Annotated in this window: 22 protein-coding genes and 1 other RNA gene; 4 read left to right on the forward strand and 19 right to left on the reverse strand. The window is 42.0% G+C overall.

The features are described from left to right. The 10 genes from ACPW7J_RS09460 to ACPW7J_RS09505 form a co-directional block, all read right to left on the reverse strand. Positions 1–1,989, reverse strand: a complete 1,989-nt coding sequence (locus ACPW7J_RS09460; RefSeq protein WP_425755092.1) for a hypothetical protein — start codon at positions 1,987–1,989, stop codon at positions 1–3. Beyond that, entirely contained in the window at positions 1,982–2,365 is a 384-nt protein-coding gene (locus ACPW7J_RS09465) for a hypothetical protein (protein ID WP_425755093.1), read from the reverse strand. Before ACPW7J_RS09465 ends, ACPW7J_RS09460 begins: the two co-directional genes overlap by 8 nt. Positions 2,366–2,412: 47 nt before the next feature. Further along, positions 2,413–2,769, reverse strand: a complete 357-nt coding sequence (locus ACPW7J_RS09470; protein WP_425755094.1) for a hypothetical protein — start codon at positions 2,767–2,769, stop codon at positions 2,413–2,415. 17 nt (positions 2,770–2,786) lie between these two features. After that, positions 2,787–3,623, reverse strand: a complete 837-nt coding sequence (locus ACPW7J_RS09475; protein WP_425755095.1) for a hypothetical protein — start codon at positions 3,621–3,623, stop codon at positions 2,787–2,789. A 15-nt stretch (positions 3,624–3,638) separates the two neighbouring features. Beyond that, positions 3,639–4,382: a hypothetical protein gene (locus tag ACPW7J_RS09480; protein ID WP_425755096.1), complete on the reverse strand. Its 744-nt coding sequence runs from the start codon at positions 4,380–4,382 to the stop codon at positions 3,639–3,641. A 59-nt stretch (positions 4,383–4,441) separates the two neighbouring features. Next, positions 4,442–6,082, reverse strand: a complete 1,641-nt coding sequence (locus tag ACPW7J_RS09485) for a hypothetical protein (protein WP_425755097.1) — start codon at positions 6,080–6,082, stop codon at positions 4,442–4,444. Next, positions 6,079–6,327 carry a hypothetical protein gene (locus tag ACPW7J_RS09490; protein ID WP_425755098.1) on the reverse strand — a complete coding sequence of 83 codons (249 nt, stop codon included), beginning with the start codon at positions 6,325–6,327 and terminating at the stop codon, positions 6,079–6,081. Before ACPW7J_RS09490 ends, ACPW7J_RS09485 begins: the two co-directional genes overlap by 4 nt. Continuing rightward, entirely contained in the window at positions 6,317–7,768 is a 1,452-nt protein-coding gene (gene terL / locus ACPW7J_RS09495) for a phage terminase large subunit (RefSeq protein WP_425755099.1), read from the reverse strand. The genes ACPW7J_RS09490 and terL overlap by 11 nt, the downstream gene beginning before the upstream one ends. Before the next feature lie 555 nt (positions 7,769–8,323). After that, positions 8,324–8,602: an HNH endonuclease gene (locus ACPW7J_RS09500; RefSeq protein ID WP_425755100.1), complete on the reverse strand. Its 279-nt coding sequence runs from the start codon at positions 8,600–8,602 to the stop codon at positions 8,324–8,326. Then, on the reverse strand, positions 8,599–9,126 hold the full coding sequence (locus ACPW7J_RS09505) for a hypothetical protein (protein ID WP_425755101.1): 528 nt from the start codon (positions 9,124–9,126) through the stop codon (positions 8,599–8,601). The genes ACPW7J_RS09500 and ACPW7J_RS09505 overlap by 4 nt, the downstream gene beginning before the upstream one ends. A gap of 637 nt (positions 9,127–9,763) precedes the next feature. Between ACPW7J_RS09505 and ACPW7J_RS09510 the strand changes: the two genes are divergently transcribed. The 4 genes from ACPW7J_RS09510 to ACPW7J_RS09525 all read left to right on the forward strand — a co-directional run bounded on the left by ACPW7J_RS09510 (position 9,764) and on the right by ACPW7J_RS09525 (position 10,454). After that, a complete protein-coding gene (locus ACPW7J_RS09510; RefSeq protein ID WP_425757519.1) occupies positions 9,764–9,895 on the forward strand; it encodes a ribbon-helix-helix protein, CopG family in 132 nt (43 codons plus the stop codon). Between the two features lie 45 nt (positions 9,896–9,940). After that, positions 9,941–10,004, forward strand: an RNA gene (locus ACPW7J_RS09515) — hammerhead ribozyme type II. 110 nt (positions 10,005–10,114) lie between these two features. Then, on the forward strand, positions 10,115–10,276 hold the full coding sequence (locus ACPW7J_RS09520; RefSeq protein WP_425755102.1) for a hypothetical protein: 162 nt from the start codon (positions 10,115–10,117) through the stop codon (positions 10,274–10,276). A gap of 10 nt (positions 10,277–10,286) precedes the next feature. Beyond that, positions 10,287–10,454, forward strand: a complete 168-nt coding sequence (locus ACPW7J_RS09525; RefSeq protein WP_425755103.1) for a hypothetical protein — start codon at positions 10,287–10,289, stop codon at positions 10,452–10,454. Positions 10,455–10,483: 29 nt separating this feature from the next. On the opposite strand, the gene ACPW7J_RS09530 is transcribed toward ACPW7J_RS09525, so the two are convergent. From ACPW7J_RS09530 to ACPW7J_RS09570, 9 genes are all read right to left on the reverse strand, one after another. Then, a complete protein-coding gene (locus tag ACPW7J_RS09530) occupies positions 10,484–10,906 on the reverse strand; it encodes a hypothetical protein (RefSeq protein WP_425755104.1) in 423 nt (140 codons plus the stop codon). Continuing rightward, positions 10,906–11,157: a hypothetical protein gene (locus tag ACPW7J_RS09535; protein ID WP_425755105.1), complete on the reverse strand. Its 252-nt coding sequence runs from the start codon at positions 11,155–11,157 to the stop codon at positions 10,906–10,908. Before ACPW7J_RS09535 ends, ACPW7J_RS09530 begins: the two co-directional genes overlap by 1 nt. Position 11,158: 1 nt before the next feature. Further along, the gene (locus tag ACPW7J_RS09540; RefSeq protein ID WP_425755106.1) at positions 11,159–11,632 is read right to left on the reverse strand and encodes an MT-A70 family methyltransferase; all 474 of its coding nucleotides are present in this window, start codon (positions 11,630–11,632) and stop codon (positions 11,159–11,161) included. Beyond that, positions 11,604–11,939 carry a hypothetical protein gene (locus ACPW7J_RS09545; protein WP_425755107.1) on the reverse strand — a complete coding sequence of 112 codons (336 nt, stop codon included), beginning with the start codon at positions 11,937–11,939 and terminating at the stop codon, positions 11,604–11,606. The genes ACPW7J_RS09540 and ACPW7J_RS09545 overlap by 29 nt, the downstream gene beginning before the upstream one ends. 48 nt (positions 11,940–11,987) lie before the next feature. Continuing rightward, positions 11,988–12,419: a hypothetical protein gene (locus ACPW7J_RS09550; RefSeq protein ID WP_425755108.1), complete on the reverse strand. Its 432-nt coding sequence runs from the start codon at positions 12,417–12,419 to the stop codon at positions 11,988–11,990. 102 nt (positions 12,420–12,521) lie between these two features. After that, positions 12,522–13,016, reverse strand: a complete 495-nt coding sequence (locus ACPW7J_RS09555) for a single-stranded DNA-binding protein (RefSeq protein ID WP_425755109.1) — start codon at positions 13,014–13,016, stop codon at positions 12,522–12,524. Positions 13,017–13,018: 2 nt separating this feature from the next. Further along, on the reverse strand, positions 13,019–13,201 hold the full coding sequence (locus ACPW7J_RS09560) for a hypothetical protein (protein WP_425755110.1): 183 nt from the start codon (positions 13,199–13,201) through the stop codon (positions 13,019–13,021). Beyond that, the gene (locus ACPW7J_RS09565; protein ID WP_425755111.1) at positions 13,201–13,410 is read right to left on the reverse strand and encodes a hypothetical protein; all 210 of its coding nucleotides are present in this window, start codon (positions 13,408–13,410) and stop codon (positions 13,201–13,203) included. The genes ACPW7J_RS09560 and ACPW7J_RS09565 overlap by 1 nt, the downstream gene beginning before the upstream one ends. After that, the gene (locus ACPW7J_RS09570; protein ID WP_425755112.1) at positions 13,397–14,365 is read right to left on the reverse strand and encodes a DUF7666 domain-containing protein; all 969 of its coding nucleotides are present in this window, start codon (positions 14,363–14,365) and stop codon (positions 13,397–13,399) included. The genes ACPW7J_RS09565 and ACPW7J_RS09570 overlap by 14 nt, the downstream gene beginning before the upstream one ends. Positions 14,366–14,516: the final 151 nt, after the last annotated feature.

Genomic DNA, 14,516 nt, shown 5'->3' on the forward strand with positions numbered 1-14,516 from the left:
TCACTTTGCAAAATTGCCTATGCTGTAGGTCTTTGTATATCCAATAATTCCAAACGGTTCATAGATGGTGTCATTTTCAAATATCACCTGTAACCGCTTATATTTCTTTACTTTTTTTCTCAGAAATGCATCCTGCGCAGAAGAATTACTATTGAAAGTGAACCTACTAAAATCAATTACTTTCCAGTTGAAAATATCCATCTGCCATGTGCCAATTTCCATCGGAGGATTTCCGTCTTTAGAAAGAGATATCGTAACAGAACTCCTATCATAAGGAAGTAATGTTAGAACATTTCCTTTTTTATTCAGTGTTTTGAAATACTGTGGGTATCCATCACTGTCAAGAGGTGTGCTCCATTTACAAGGAATTGGAACGCCACCAGTCATCAAAAGTTTTCCGTCATTGTCTACAATTTCTGTTCCATCATCGCAATATGCGGTAATGTCGTCAACATCTGTATTGAATTTGCATATCCTGCCGTCTTCTGTACCAAACCACAATTCATTGGCATAGGTAAAGAAACAAGTTGCTGGGACATTCTCCCAGTAGTATGCTTCATATACATAATCCGTATTTCTGCCTCGCTCACTGGACTTCTTACGTCCATCCAATACGTAAGCATGTCCATTTACAGACAGAATATAGTACCGATTCCAGACCACCCCAACCGCATTTTCGAGATCAGCCTCCTTGCATAGTCTTTTATCTAGTAGCATGGAACGATTTCTTACAACCTTTTCCGCACTTATATAGGTACCGGAAATCGCATAAATGCCCGTTCTTGCTAAAAATAACGGCTCGTCCACCAGTGTGGCAAAAGAATTTCCCGATATAGCACCAACACCCGCAATGGCAGGCGTAACAGAAAATACAGTCTGACCGTCAAACTGTACTCCCTCTATAAGATAAATGGTACTTTCTACGCTAATTTCATTTTTTATCGCTACAAGATACTGACCAACACGATGCAACCCTTTGATTTCTCCGTCATTACCTACTTTTAAATAGTTATCGTCAGGGAAATAGTCCGGCCTATTTACATCCGAGTAATACACTCTCGTACCACCAACTACACAAAAAAGCCTGTCAGCGGCAATATATCCGTGCGATTTTACAACCCCGGTCGAAAGAAGTTCTGCACGTTCCTTCTTATAAACTCCCCTCATAATGCCGTTTTCTAACGTGGCGTCAAAAGCTTCATAAGTAATCCTCACGTTGTCCTGACCAGTTACCACAGGCGGATGTGCATCCGTAAATGTGATATACGGTGCACATACAGAAAAAGTCTTTGACGTACCATCAACATCAAGTCCTGTCACTGTTTCAGATTCCGGCAATATGTACGCTGTAGTTTCTGCAAAAACTCCATCAGAACCCTGAATTTCTACTTTTACGGATGATGTGATAATATACTTATATGCGTCCTCCTGTTGATCTTTCGCCGGAACAAGATTGTACTGCTTGCTTGATGTGTCGCCAAGAAAAGATATTTTCCGTTTTGGCGTAAACAAGTTAATGCTTTCAAGAAAAGTCCCACCTGTTCCGTCAGGCTTTCTCGATATAATCGTCTCCGGTACATACGCGTCCATTAACACGTCCTTGAATGCTTCACCAATTTCATAAATGCCGCCAGCAAACACGTATACTTTCCCATTGAATTTTACAAGTTCCGCTTTTTCAATAGTTTTGTCAACAAGTTTTGTTACCGTATCATTTGCAATGCGATACACTCCTGCAGTCGTAATTGCATACAGAAAATCTGAATCTATATAAAGTTTAATAATTTTCTCATTCTCACCAAGACTATACTTTGTTCTCCATCCTAGCCTTTTAACCGGATTTCCTCCGTTATTACTTGTCATATTAAGCGTATCCGGTGAACGCTTTGGATTGCATTCCGTGGAATCACAAGAAAAGTCTGCTCCCAATAGATCGTTATAATAAGTGTAATGTAAAACCGGAGGGTTCGGAATGTTCATCTTAGCCAAACCTGTATCCTCCCGTAATTGTCATTTTTGTGCCATTCATTCTCTCAGCAAAAATCTGGTTGCACAAATCATCGTACTGATTGTAGTACATAACTGCTTTTCTCTCATCGTCATCAAGCCAAATATAATAGGCACTCAGAAGTGGAAGCAGCATTGTTACTTTTGACGGAAGGTCGATTTCGGTATCATCATCTGATTCCAAATTCAGTTCAAATGGCGCAGGTTCTGCCCCTTCCAACCGACTTACCACAGTATTTTTTATAATCTCTGTGGCACGATTCACCGCATTGATAACGAGTTCTTTATACTCGTCCATACTTGCATCTTCTTCAAACCCCATATCTCTTAATTTATCCTTCAGATCTCCAAATGTCATACTGACCCTCCTTTTAAAAAGGGGCGGGACAATGCCCGCCCAAGTTCTTACGGTAATACGATTACTGCTGCTTTCACATCAGTAGAAGACGGGATAAATACTGCCGTTCCCTTATTATCACCAGACACCTGCTTAAATGCGCCGGAATCCAGTCTAAATACAGCAATACCTCCAGCCGCAATGGAAAATGCATCAAGGTCAACAACACCCTGAATACCATTACCCTTTTTTAACTTTACGGTGGCTGCCGCAGTTCCAGTGTTTTGAAACAAAAATACCGTTCTTTCGTCCTGCGCACTGAAATCAATGGCAAAGCCATCTGCCGCCGCTGTTGCGGCAGTCAGCTGTACCAACTTTCCTTCGTTCAGGTTCACTTTCTGAAAATCAACATTTTTAATCGCCATTTATACTCACTCCTTTCTTACGCATTCGCTTTGCAGTTCAGCACAATAAGTTCTTTTGGTCTAACGATTTTAGAATCATACAGTGCAAAGCCTTTCACTGCATCATCAAATGAGTTTTCGGGTCTGTACGGTTCTGTATGTATTTTGGGATTTGCAAAAGCGATTGCCTTTTTCGTGCGAATCATAACAAGGTCATTGCCGTTCGTATCCTGTGCAACGTTGTTGCTCATTTTTACAATCACATTGCCGTATCTACCAACTTTGCCGTTTTCAAGCATCTTACTGTTGTCGGTATCAAGAGCCGTGTATGCCTGCTTTAAAATCATGTAAAACCACGGTTTCACGGTCATTACGATTTCATCGTTCGGCTGTACATCGTTGTCGTACAGTTTTACAAGGGAGTTATCAATTACCTCCAAAATGTTAGATTTGGTAATTGTCGTTGCTGCAGAGGCATATCTTACTGCAAGCTTATCTTTTGCCATGCTTGCAATATACTTGTCCATCTCGTTTGCAACACCAAGACTGGACTCTTTGTTTAATGCCTCCATGATGCCACCAACCGCCTGTAATTTATCGATATCGCCCACCTTATAGTTGAAGAAAGCAATCTGCATAATCGGCATGGATACTGAAGTGGAATCTACTTTTTCTGCTCCTGTTAATACGATATCGCCGCCAACCTGCGTTGTAATGGTAGGTTTACCTACACCGAGGATTTTAACAGTATCACCCAAATTGGACACACTACCCTCATACTCTCTGTTACAGTCTTCTGCGTACACTAACTTTCTTTCCAGTTCGTGCTGGATTTTCTTTGCCCATACTCTAGGCACAAAATTCTTATAAGACATAATTTTTCACTCCTTTTACCATTTCCTCCATGAGCGTTCAATGGCATCAAGATTCGCTTCCAATTCCTCATCAGACATTGCTTCGACTTCCTCTTTTGTGAAATAATCGCTGTCTGCTTTTGTGGTGTTTACATTTCCAATCGGCTTTGGTGGGTTGATTTTTGTTTTAGATTCCTTTGCCTTTACCGCAAAGTACGCGTCAACAGAAGACAACCCAGCAGCGATATACTTCGGAAAGTCTGCACCAAGATCTGTAAGGTCTTTTACGTCTGCGTCAATCTGCTGGATCTCTGCCAAGCCTTGTTCCATCATTCGCTCAATTTTGATTTGCTGTAATTCACTTCTCAGGGTTTCGTTTTCAGCTTCGGTGGTTTTTCTTTCCATCTCTGCCTGCATGCGTGCCCTTTCAATCTCCGGTGATACACCCGTTGCATTTGCCCTAGCCTGTATCGCCATTTCCATCGGATCTCCTTCAAAGTACATACCGAGTGCTTCCGCCATCATGGCGTTCTGCGCTTCAACTTCTGCCTGTCTGGCTTCTGCTTCTTCTGCACGTCTGCGCATTGCTGCCCATGCAGAATCCTCATCTGTTCTGGTTGAAGTCGAACCTTCATCCATGACCGGGTCGGCGACTTCCGGTTCTTCTGCGCCTTCTTCACTTTGTACCGGGTCGGCGACTTCCGGTTCTTCTGCGCCTGCACCTGCGATATCAAGTCCATCATCGATATCAAAGTGCTTTGTGAACATGTTTTTTAACATAATTTCGTTATCTCCTTTTAAAAAAAACTATAAAAAGAGACGGTCAAAGCCGCCTCAATTTACCCTATTAACATTTCTTCTTGCGGAATTCCCTCCTGCATTGCCTGTTCTTGCATCTGCTGCTGCATCATTTGCTGTCCCTGCTGCATTGCCTGCCTTTTTTTGAGCACTGCCTGCAGTTTCGCTTTTGGAACTGCATTGCTATTGCAAAGTTCCACATATTCCTCAAAAGTGATTTGTTGACGTTCAAATACGTTGTCAAGCCATTGCTGTTCTGCGAGTTTACTCCATGCACTGTCTTGCGATACATCTACTCTAACCGATGGTCTAATGGATTCCACTTGTTCAATCGGAATGAAATTTGGCATATCCTGCATCATTAGATTTTCACTATCTTCTAAAGAACCTTCATATTTAAGACCATTAGGGTTAAAAGCCACCCAAATATCAAAAAATAACAACGCTGCATCTTCCACAAATTGCTGATATTGTGCAATCTGTTTATTCAATGGAATCTGTGCCTGATCTCTGACCGCTAAAATAGCTTGTCCCGATGCTTGCTCCGGATTGACATTACCCGTTGCGTAATCACCTGCACCTGCAAGTTCTCTAGACATAGTGAGCAAGTCGCTAAGCAATTTATCCGCATCAGAAGAAATGTTCGTAGCATTAAGATATGATACCATCTGGTTAACTGACTGCGCCCCGCCATTCACTTCAATAGGTGCGCCGGTTTTATCTAAGTCTTCTGGATTTGTCACGGCGTTCCTGTCATATGCAATACGCGGATATGCTGTCAGTTTAACCGTCACAGAACGCCTTGCAATGGTTTTATTAACTTCAAGCTGATTTGGAATCAGCTGAGCCACCTCCGACACGCCTCTAGCCGAATTCGGCCTTTTTTTCCAAATAAACGGTACAATCGGATAAGATCGTAAAGCTGTTCCGGCGTATTCTCCCTTATTATTTGTTCCTCCAATAATGCGTGTAGGCTCATACACCACGCTTTTTGTCGATCTTGCAATTTCAACGTAGCCATCTTTATTTTTGCTCATACAAAGTATAGAGGTTACCTTGTCGGTGACTTCGTCCTGATTAACTATTTGCATGTCTTTGTTATCGTCAGAGCGAATAAGTTCAAGTTTATCTTTCGATATTCCGTTTTCTTCCGCAATCTTCCGAACGCTTTCCACATTAAGTCGCTCTACTATCAAAATATACGGTTGTGCTTGGATGTCTGTAATATTCTCATCTGCCAACAACACTGTGGTATTTGCAAGCACTTGTGGCGGCACTTTAGAATCACATTCGCCCCAAAAAGCATAAGAATCACCTTGTACTGCTGCTGCCTCTATAACTTCCCATGCACAGGCATTCATTTTCCCCTTATCCCAACTTTCTGCAAACATCTTGTTCAGAATTTCACAGATTTTCTGTGTGTCTTTGTTGGAATTCAGATCAGAATACACCGCCGTCATCATGTTCTGAGACACAACACCAACTTTGTACTTGATAACTGGCTCGATGAAGTTAAGAACTGGCATTCTTTCTCCGCCACTTTCCATGCCCTCCCACTGGTCTCCTATATAAAAGTTCCAATTCTCATTGGTCTTCTTTATCAGGGACTTTTTATCTAAATAATCTTTACATTTCTGATATCTCTGCCAGATTTTAGTAAGATTTTCTTCTTGTTTTTTCATTTAATAGCCTCCTGACCGCCAGACGTTCCGTCATATCGATCAATGTTTCTCAACAATGCCGCTGTTTTTTCATCAATTTTAGGCCTATCAGCCGTTTTTACGATGTTTTTTACTGATGGAACAGTTACTTTCGCTTCAGCGTTGACATTGTAGCCTTGCAGGAAGTACCGAATTACCATATACGGCACAATCAAAGCATTAAAAAACGCCAATATCACTACTGCCGCAACTAAACTATACAACATTGATTTTTTCACCTCTATCCATATGTTTTTTATTCTTTTTCAGTCCCGGAAACGCCCTGTATAAAGGGGTTATTTCCCCATGCGGCTTATGTTCAGACTTGCTGTAAATCAGTCTGTTTAAAGCCTGTGACATTGCGTCTACTTGGTCGTCATGTGCACCACGAGGAAACGCCGCACATTCTTCTACGAAATCACTTGTGAATGGTTTATTCCTTGGCAAATGCACATTTCCAGATTCAATCGCTCCAGAAACAGCATTCACACGAGCAATCTTACCGCCCTCTGGGTTAATGGGAATAATTCCTGCTACATCATGACGTAAAATTTGTACAATCGCTGATCCATTTGCTTTATCTTCTACCAGCGTAGTGAGGCATTTTGGATACATTGCCCTAAGCCTAAGTATTTCACGAACTGTATCAGGCATATTCAAATGTCGTTTTACTGCATCTACCAGATACATGTTCGCCCCATTTTTCCCCCAAACCTGTATTGCAACAAAATCATTATCGTTGCCATCTTTGAAGGTTGCATCGACAGACATTACCCAGTCTACAATCTCCGGAAGTTCTTCGTAATACTGCCACCACTCACGTTTTAACATATTACCTTCCGCTGACGTTGGTCTACCTTGAAACAATGCGTTCCAGCTTCGCGTACCATCAGTGTATCCACCTTTGAAATCAGCAAGCCAGTTATTATCCTTTCCGATCTCCGGGCAAAGTGCATCACCAATATTTCTTCCCAAAGGATCATTTTCTTCTGCTTCACATGGCAAATTCAGCACTTCAACATTTTTTTCATTGGCTATGATTCTTCCCGCAAGGTCGTCTTCATGCCATCTTGTCATAATAACAATTACTTTTGCCCCAGGTGCAAGTCTGGTCTTGTACGATGAGTTCCATTCGTCCCAGATTCTTTCGCGATAGCTTTCGGAATCTGCTTCCTGCTGCGTTTTTACCGGGTCGTCAATGATAAATAGGTTCGCGCCGTTACCAGTAACTCCAGAAGTTACGCCTCTTGATATCATACCGCCTTTATGATTATCCAATTCGAATTCAACGGCCGAGTTTGGCGATTTGGCCAGCTTAACCCCAAATATTTGTTCTCCAAATTCTTCGATCTTTGCCCTATTTCGCCGTCCAAACTTTTCCGCAAAAGTTTCAGAGTATGATACCTCTATTACCCTATGCAACGGATTTCTCCCAAGATACCATGACGGCAATGTCTCTGTAACTGTCATGGATTTTCCGTGCTGCGGCGGAGTGGACAAAACTAATATGTCATATGCATTCCCTGTCTTTTTCGACAGAAACGCCTGCACTCTGTCACATAAATATCTGTGAAACCTTGACGGAATCCAGCTAATATTCACAAATTCACAGTACGTGCAGTAATCATTTTGCAGAATCGCACGAAGGGCATCATCACGTTCACTCACGAAGTTTCACCTCCTTATTGTGACGCATGCACCATTCACAGCCTTGAAATTTATCTATCTTCACACTGACAACATCACAATCTTTATCACAACTCACAAGTGCTGCCGCAAGACAACAACACACAACTTCATTCTGTTCTGTTTTAATTCTGATTCTAAGCTTTTCCATATTTCCTCAAATTTTTTATAATTTTTCACAGTTGAATATTTGACTAGTGGAGGTTTTTAGATTTTGGTCTAAAAGGTATGTATGTACTACCTACCCTCTGGCTCGAACGAGTGGGGGCGTTACGATGTTACGTTATCGGTTACCCCTCTTGTCCGTTTTGCGATATGGTATATGTAGCGTTTTTTATGCATGAATCTTTTATAAAAAATTCTGCCGGATGCCGTAATAATATACAGCACCTCCACCATACCAATCTAACCGCAAGCCCTACATCTTGTATGTATGCGGAATGTATACTGTCATATCTGCATAAACCCAGCAATTCCAACGTTTCCGGCGTTTCAACTATTCCCAAAACTCAAATGTTCGGAATAGTTGTAGTTCTGTTATGTATTATTATTCATGATTCTGTGCACTGGTTCACCTTCGTGTTGTCTTGCATGGCATACAGCGCATAGCGTTATGAGGTTACCCAGGGTATCCTTTCCCCCGTTTTTCCGGTGCTGTTTGTGATGTACTTGCAAATTGTCGGAAGCTCCACAACTAACACATCTAAAGTTATCACGTTCTAAAACGGCTAAACGAATTATATTGTTTGTGTTTTCTCTCCTATGCCTTTTTAACCTTTTATTTTCATTTTCCAGTTGCGCTATCACTGCTTTCATTTCTGTCTCGCTTTGTACTGGTCTATCAGCCTATCTGCCGTTTCTTTGTCCGCCAGCTTTGGCTTTATCTCTGCATTGACATTTTCTTGTTTGTCTGCCCAGTTGCACCAGTTCTTTAGGCAAAAGATAGTCATCGTTTTGTCGTATTTCCCAAGGCTTGCGCCCTCTGTTAAGCAGTCTGACAGCATATCAATGTAGGTTTTTTTGATTTCGGGAAAATATATCTCAACAGTGTTGTACACCGTTCTCGGCGTGATTTGCAGATATCTGGCAAAGTTTGCTTTAGTCGGATAGATGCTGTACTCATTTAGTCTTACGTGCTCTATAAAGTCACAGAAGGTATCTATGAGGTCTTCCGGTGTACTAAAGGCTTTAGGTTTTCCTGATAGTGTTCCCTGACCTGCTCCCGGATTCTTTACGCCCGAATGTGTCCTGATTCTATTTCCCGCCTCATCTATGCAAGTAGTCTTTCCTATGCGGGTTACTTCCCCGACCGCCTGCGACATTGGCAAAAGCTTTCCCATGTTATTCCCTCCTATATGCTTTGCTTATCCCCAACACAAAACCCCGGCAGTGAACCAAACCGGGGTATGTGTGAAAGGATGAAACACAATGAACCAATTATGTAAAATGTGGGAGAACACTGTAAATTAGGTTTTCCCATCATTTCCACAATATCATTATACTACGGAAAAAGGGCAAAAATTTACGGTGTTTTTCCGGAGTTTTAGAGGTTTTTAAAAAAGTTTTACGGGAATATCGTTGAAATTTCAATGTTTAGAATTTTTCTTGAAAAAATTTTTGAAAAAGGCGTTGACATAGTCAATCGAGTATGATAATATGAGAATGTCCCAAGGGACAAGGACAATTGAACAGGGTTGCTTCGGCGGATTGCTCCAGAAAGGAGCTGCTTATGAGCGATTACGAACTACTAATGATAGTTTTAACCGTTATAGGACTTGTACTAATAAGTCAAAAAAGTAAGTAACCGCCCCGGCTGGCTACCTGTGGCGGTTAGTTACATAAACCAATCACTATAAGGGGCAAGCCGTCAGGCTTCCCTTTTCTTTAGTCCTATTATATCAAATAAAGGCGGTGATTGCAATAGCTAAACGAAAAACAACCACCAGCACAGAGGTAAAAAGGCGATATAACAACAAAGTGTATGCTAAAGTACAAGCCGAACTACCAAAAGAACTTGTCGGGGAATTCAAGGCAAAATGTAAAGCTGAGAATATCAGTCAAGCACAAGTTTTAAAAGAAGCTATTGAGAATTTTTTAGGGGATAAATGATCCCCTGAAAAATATACATACTCAATCAAGTATGCAAAGTGAAACAGCCGAAACGCCCTCGGGCGTCGGGCAGTGGTTGGTCTCCTGCTCCTGACGATGGCAGACCAGAAAGGAACAAAGAGCAGAATTTGATCCAATAGAAATTGAACTATTTGTAAACGAACTGTAGGAATTAATCACCGCGCCGGGCGGCTAATCCCGGCAGAAAGAGAGGAAAATATGAGACGCAGGAAAATTAAAACAGTATGGGCATATCTTGACGGCAAAAAACTTGTTGACGTAGTACAAGCAGCACTTGATAATAATATGTCTGTCGATAATGTAAAACAGTTGCTTATCAAAGAAAATCCAAATCACAAAGTGACATTTAAAGTTGAGTAAGGAGGATCCCATGAAACGCATTTTAAAAATCACCGCAATCATTGCTATCACAGCAGTTATCACCTATTTAGTTACTATGAACAGCTTGACCATAGAAACCGATGGAGACGGTGACAGCGCATTTGTAAAGGCTTTCGGCATTGAGTGGTTTACAGGTATCAACGGATATGAAATATAGCGAAACCGGGCATTTCGCCCGGTTTTTTACTATCCAAAAATCAGCTGCTGGAATTTGCTTAACGCACGTTTCCGGATATCATAGATGGCGGACTGCTCAAGGTGCAAGGTCTCTGACAATCTGTAAACCGCCGCTGTCCTTGTCTGCCCCTTGAAAAAGAACTCCGTTAATACAGTTTGTTCCGTATCCGTAAGCTGTGCCAAGCAGTCATCTATTTTTTGTAGGTCGTGCTCGTAATCTTCGATCTTAGCAGCTAAATCTATCCGCCGGAGCGCGGTTTTTTCCAGCGCATCAGTGTTTTTCCCCCCTGTCACTTTGCCGCTGCTATAGTCCATACCGCCAGCCCCGTCTAAGGCGTTATACTGCTCTCTCAGCGATTTTAACACAGTTTTGTTGTGATTGTATTCTGCAAGCAGTTTAACCGTGTCATAGTTGTAATATTGCTCTATCATTACTCTCGCTCCCCCTCTATCGGTATCAAATTCTCGCATACCATCTTATGTAATCTTTTCGTTGCCCTGTCAGCCTCGCTTGGTGTTATGATCCCGTGGATTCTAAGCATGTTTAGTGCTTCATCTAACTTTTTTATCTGACATGCTTGTTTCAAACTGTAGCCTTGCCGTTTTGCTTGTTTTTCAATCGACCCTGACAAACAACTATAACAAAATGTTACTTGATTTTCTTCGTTACTCATGCTACTCATATTACTCCTCCTTCTTGCCCTGCTTTACACGTTCTGCCATGCCATATTTACACCTCGTTCCCCCAACAGTCCCAATCTTCAAATTCATGCCTTGCTGTCGTTTCCCGTTTACGTTTTTAAACGGTAACCGTTTTGGTGTACTTGCAAATATGCAGTGTTCTGTTATGCCCCTATAGTATTGACCTAGACCCATTTTATCCTTTTGCCAGGTTATCATTGTGATATATTCAAATCCCCATTTTTTAATAAGAGCAAGAGCGTCCTCAATGTAATTGTTAGCTGCCCACAGATATAAATGACATCCGCTTGGATCCACCAGATTCTCAACAGGTATTTCTGCAATTTCTGCTATTGCCATTAACGAGTAATGTCTGTCCGCACCACTTTTTATCTTACCTCCACCTCGTGCATCCCAGGGCGGATCAATATAAATTGTTTTATATCTTTTATTCGTGTTGTAAATATCTATCTTCATTCTGTACCTCTGTATCTCCGTCCATCTCCGCCCCGCAGTGTGGACAGAATTTATAAAACCCATAACGCATATCTGTAACTATTTTACAGGCGCTACACTCATAGCTTGTAGTGCTTTCTTTGATATTTAGTTTCCAACTTCCATGCTTCCGTTCTGGTTCTTGCAGAGCGGATATTGCTACGCCTAAGGCATCATGTTTTAATCTTGCAAATTTTCGTTGTATGTTTGTTGATGTAACATCGTGGTCTATGCCCATAGCAACTGCTTGTTCTGATGAAAGTATATTTAATGCTTCTTCTCTAGTCATTCCTGTTCTCCTTCCCACTGCCACGCCTCAACCTCTACAGGCTTTTTTCTATATTTCATTTTCTACCTCCAACTTTAGCAGGTCTTCTACTTTCCAAGGTATATAATCCTCCCATTTTATAAAGTCAAACCATATATCTAGAGGTGATAGATTGAGGCGTTCTTTATTGTTACACCAAAAAGTTTTTGATTTATCTGGTTTTTCACTGAACCAAAATAATCCTCCGTGTTCATCTCTTGCGATATATCCTGTTTCCACAAATTCGCAAAATCGTCTTTCTCTGCGTGTGATTTTTGGAGTTTCTGTATATTCGCTGTTTGCCCATCTCCGTATATCTTCTTTACAGTAGTCATAAATTAAATCGCAATTTTCACAGACTATACTCTCACATGCTACCGGTTTACCTTCTGTAACTCCTAACCGATCGCCATTTATTGCAATCTCAATGATTTCTTTTTCGTATTTATCTTTGTTCAACATGTTTTTCTCCTTTGTTTTTTTAAAGGGCGAGATGCAACAATATACAAAGTGTATTTTCCTCCTATTTTTTCCTTTAATATATTTCCCGCCCTGCAAAATCGTTTAGAATGGAACGTCTTCATCGATTGCCTGGAAAGAATCCGGCATCTCCTCCGGCATACCGCACGACTGCGGTTCACTATAGCTGCTCTGGCCGCCATAGTTCTGCTGCGGTGCATAGTTTTGCTGACTATACCCACCTTGCTGTCCGCCATAATTTGAAGAAGCGTTCTGTTGACGGTCTCCCCACTCTAAAAATTCAACTCTGTCTGCCACAACATCAGTGGTATAAACAGTCACGCCATCCTTATTTTGATAGCTTCCGGTCTGTAGTCTTCCCTGAACACCGACTAATCTGCCCTTCGCCAAGTATTTTTCGCAGTTCTCCGCCTGTTTACCAAATACAGTAACACGTGGGAAATCTGTCTGCTTCTCACCGCCGGCTCTTACCGGTCTGTCAATGGCAACAGTAAATGTTGCAACCGCCATCTGTGTGCCTGCGGTATATCGTACTTCCGGATCGCGGGTCAGGCGACCGATTAGAACTACACTATTCATTTTTAATTTCTCACTTTCTTTATTACTCTTTCGATGTCTGCAAATCTAACTGTAATCATAATATCATTTGCTTCAAGCGATAAAGTTTCTCCAAATTTATTGCTTGTAAATCTAACGATAACAATACTACCCATACTTTTTTCTGAATCAGTTATGACACCTCTGATTTTTTTTATTCCCGTCATTACATTTCCTCCGTTAACCACTCAAGATTTTCATGGTACCAATTCACGTATTTATCAAACCCGTTTTCATCAAAGTAGTCTATCGCTTCCAATATACCTCCCATTGCCGCGGATTCTTCGAGCAGTACTCTAAACGTTGACTTTAACGCCTGATCCTCTGCTCTCTCTTGGTCTTTAAAGATTTCGTTAAACTGCTCATACCGCTTCATTATCTGATTCCTCGCTTTCTGCAAATTCCCCATCTTTCAGTTCGTACCAGGTATCAGCTTTTATTTTTTCTCCGTCTACCACCGCATATTTACAGTCTTTTAAATCGCAGGAATCATTGTACTCCTCTGCTATGATAAGCACTGCCCCAAGACCACCTTTGACCCTGACATTATTTCCTCTAGCTACTGCGACCCCCTTGTTACCTACGGAGGATTTACCTCTGCTAGTTGCTGCTCCGCAGTATCCGGCTGTTGCTGCTCCGCAGTATCCGGCTGTTGCTGCTCCGCGGTATCCGGCTGTTGCTGCTCCACGGTCTCCGGCTGTTGCTGCTCCGTAGTTTCCGGCTGTTGCTGCTCCGCAGTATCCGGCTGTTGCTGCTCCGCAGTATCCGGCTGTTGCTGCTCCGCAGTATCCGGCTGTTGCTGCTCCGCGGTATCCGGCTGTTGCTGCTCCGCAGTATCCGGCTGTTGCTGCTCCGCGGTATCCGGCTGTTGCTGCTCCACGGTCTCCGGCTGTTGCTGCTCCGCAGTTTCCGGCTGTTGCTGCTCCGCGGTATCCGGCTGTTGCTGCTCCGTAGGTTCCGGCTGTTGCTGCTCCGCGGTATCCGGCTGTTGCTGCTCCGCAGTATCCGGCTGTCTCTTGATGCGTTGTATGTTCTTTTACATATTCGATTTGAGCCTTTACAAGTCCAACAATTCCAATTTCAGCAATAATTTTAATCTTTTTCCCTACCCTCTTGCTATCGTCACTCCTTTGCTCATTCGCATCAAGCTCCGCTATGCAGTATCTTGATTGTGCTCCTGGCGGATAATGTGCGAACACGTCCAAAGGACGTTCACAACCGTGGTATCCTTTGCTGCAAATTTCGGCGGTGTCTTCTTCGTATGTTTTTCCAATTTCGTATTGATGTCCTCTACATTTTAGGTTTTTATCAAATCCTTTATATACCAACATTTTCATTTCTCCTTTTTTCTTCCCAGTTCGGGCAATCCGTTGTAACTCCTAATTTCTTTTTATGCACCGTGTTCTTTTTCTTGGTGCACGCATATACGTTTTCATGGTATTTTTTCAAGTGTTTACAATTTACGCAAGACCTCATTTTACC

It is taken from the genome of Ihubacter sp. rT4E-8, assembly GCF_049852125.1.
Lineage (GTDB): Bacteria > Bacillota > Clostridia > Peptostreptococcales > Anaerovoracaceae > Senimuribacter.

What these genes read in the sequence shown, in the direction of transcription:
- ACPW7J_RS09490 (WP_425755098.1), bottom strand. Translation starts at nt 6,327, where the DNA reads ATGTTGTATAGTTTAGTTGCGGCAGTAGTGATATTGGCGTTTTTTAAT.
- ACPW7J_RS09565 (WP_425755111.1), bottom strand. Translation starts at nt 13,410, where the DNA reads ATGAAGCGGTATGAGCAGTTTAACGAAATCTTTAAAGACCAAGAGAGA.
- ACPW7J_RS09540 (WP_425755106.1), bottom strand. Translation starts at nt 11,632, where the DNA reads ATGAAGATAGATATTTACAACACGAATAAAAGATATAAAACAATTTAT.
- ACPW7J_RS09520 (WP_425755102.1), top strand. Translation starts at nt 10,115, where the DNA reads ATGAGACGCAGGAAAATTAAAACAGTATGGGCATATCTTGACGGCAAA.
- ACPW7J_RS09485 (WP_425755097.1), bottom strand. Translation starts at nt 6,082, where the DNA reads ATGAAAAAACAAGAAGAAAATCTTACTAAAATCTGGCAGAGATATCAG.
- ACPW7J_RS09530 (WP_425755104.1), bottom strand. Translation starts at nt 10,906, where the DNA reads ATGATAGAGCAATATTACAACTATGACACGGTTAAACTGCTTGCAGAA.
- ACPW7J_RS09500 (WP_425755100.1), bottom strand. Translation starts at nt 8,602, where the DNA reads ATGAAAGCAGTGATAGCGCAACTGGAAAATGAAAATAAAAGGTTAAAA.
- ACPW7J_RS09570 (WP_425755112.1), bottom strand. Translation starts at nt 14,365, where the DNA reads ATGTTGGTATATAAAGGATTTGATAAAAACCTAAAATGTAGAGGACAT.
- ACPW7J_RS09470 (WP_425755094.1), bottom strand. Translation starts at nt 2,769, where the DNA reads ATGGCGATTAAAAATGTTGATTTTCAGAAAGTGAACCTGAACGAAGGA.
- ACPW7J_RS09475 (WP_425755095.1), bottom strand. Translation starts at nt 3,623, where the DNA reads ATGTCTTATAAGAATTTTGTGCCTAGAGTATGGGCAAAGAAAATCCAG.
- ACPW7J_RS09545 (WP_425755107.1), bottom strand. Translation starts at nt 11,939, where the DNA reads ATGACTAGAGAAGAAGCATTAAATATACTTTCATCAGAACAAGCAGTT.
- ACPW7J_RS09480 (WP_425755096.1), bottom strand. Translation starts at nt 4,382, where the DNA reads ATGTTAAAAAACATGTTCACAAAGCACTTTGATATCGATGATGGACTT.
- ACPW7J_RS09535 (WP_425755105.1), bottom strand. Translation starts at nt 11,157, where the DNA reads ATGAGTAGCATGAGTAACGAAGAAAATCAAGTAACATTTTGTTATAGT.
- ACPW7J_RS09560 (WP_425755110.1), bottom strand. Translation starts at nt 13,201, where the DNA reads ATGACGGGAATAAAAAAAATCAGAGGTGTCATAACTGATTCAGAAAAA.
- ACPW7J_RS09550 (WP_425755108.1), bottom strand. Translation starts at nt 12,419, where the DNA reads ATGTTGAACAAAGATAAATACGAAAAAGAAATCATTGAGATTGCAATA.
- ACPW7J_RS09555 (WP_425755109.1), bottom strand. Translation starts at nt 13,016, where the DNA reads ATGAATAGTGTAGTTCTAATCGGTCGCCTGACCCGCGATCCGGAAGTA.
- ACPW7J_RS09465 (WP_425755093.1), bottom strand. Translation starts at nt 2,365, where the DNA reads ATGACATTTGGAGATCTGAAGGATAAATTAAGAGATATGGGGTTTGAA.
- ACPW7J_RS09525 (WP_425755103.1), top strand. Translation starts at nt 10,287, where the DNA reads ATGAAACGCATTTTAAAAATCACCGCAATCATTGCTATCACAGCAGTT.
- ACPW7J_RS09505 (WP_425755101.1), bottom strand. Translation starts at nt 9,126, where the DNA reads ATGGGAAAGCTTTTGCCAATGTCGCAGGCGGTCGGGGAAGTAACCCGC.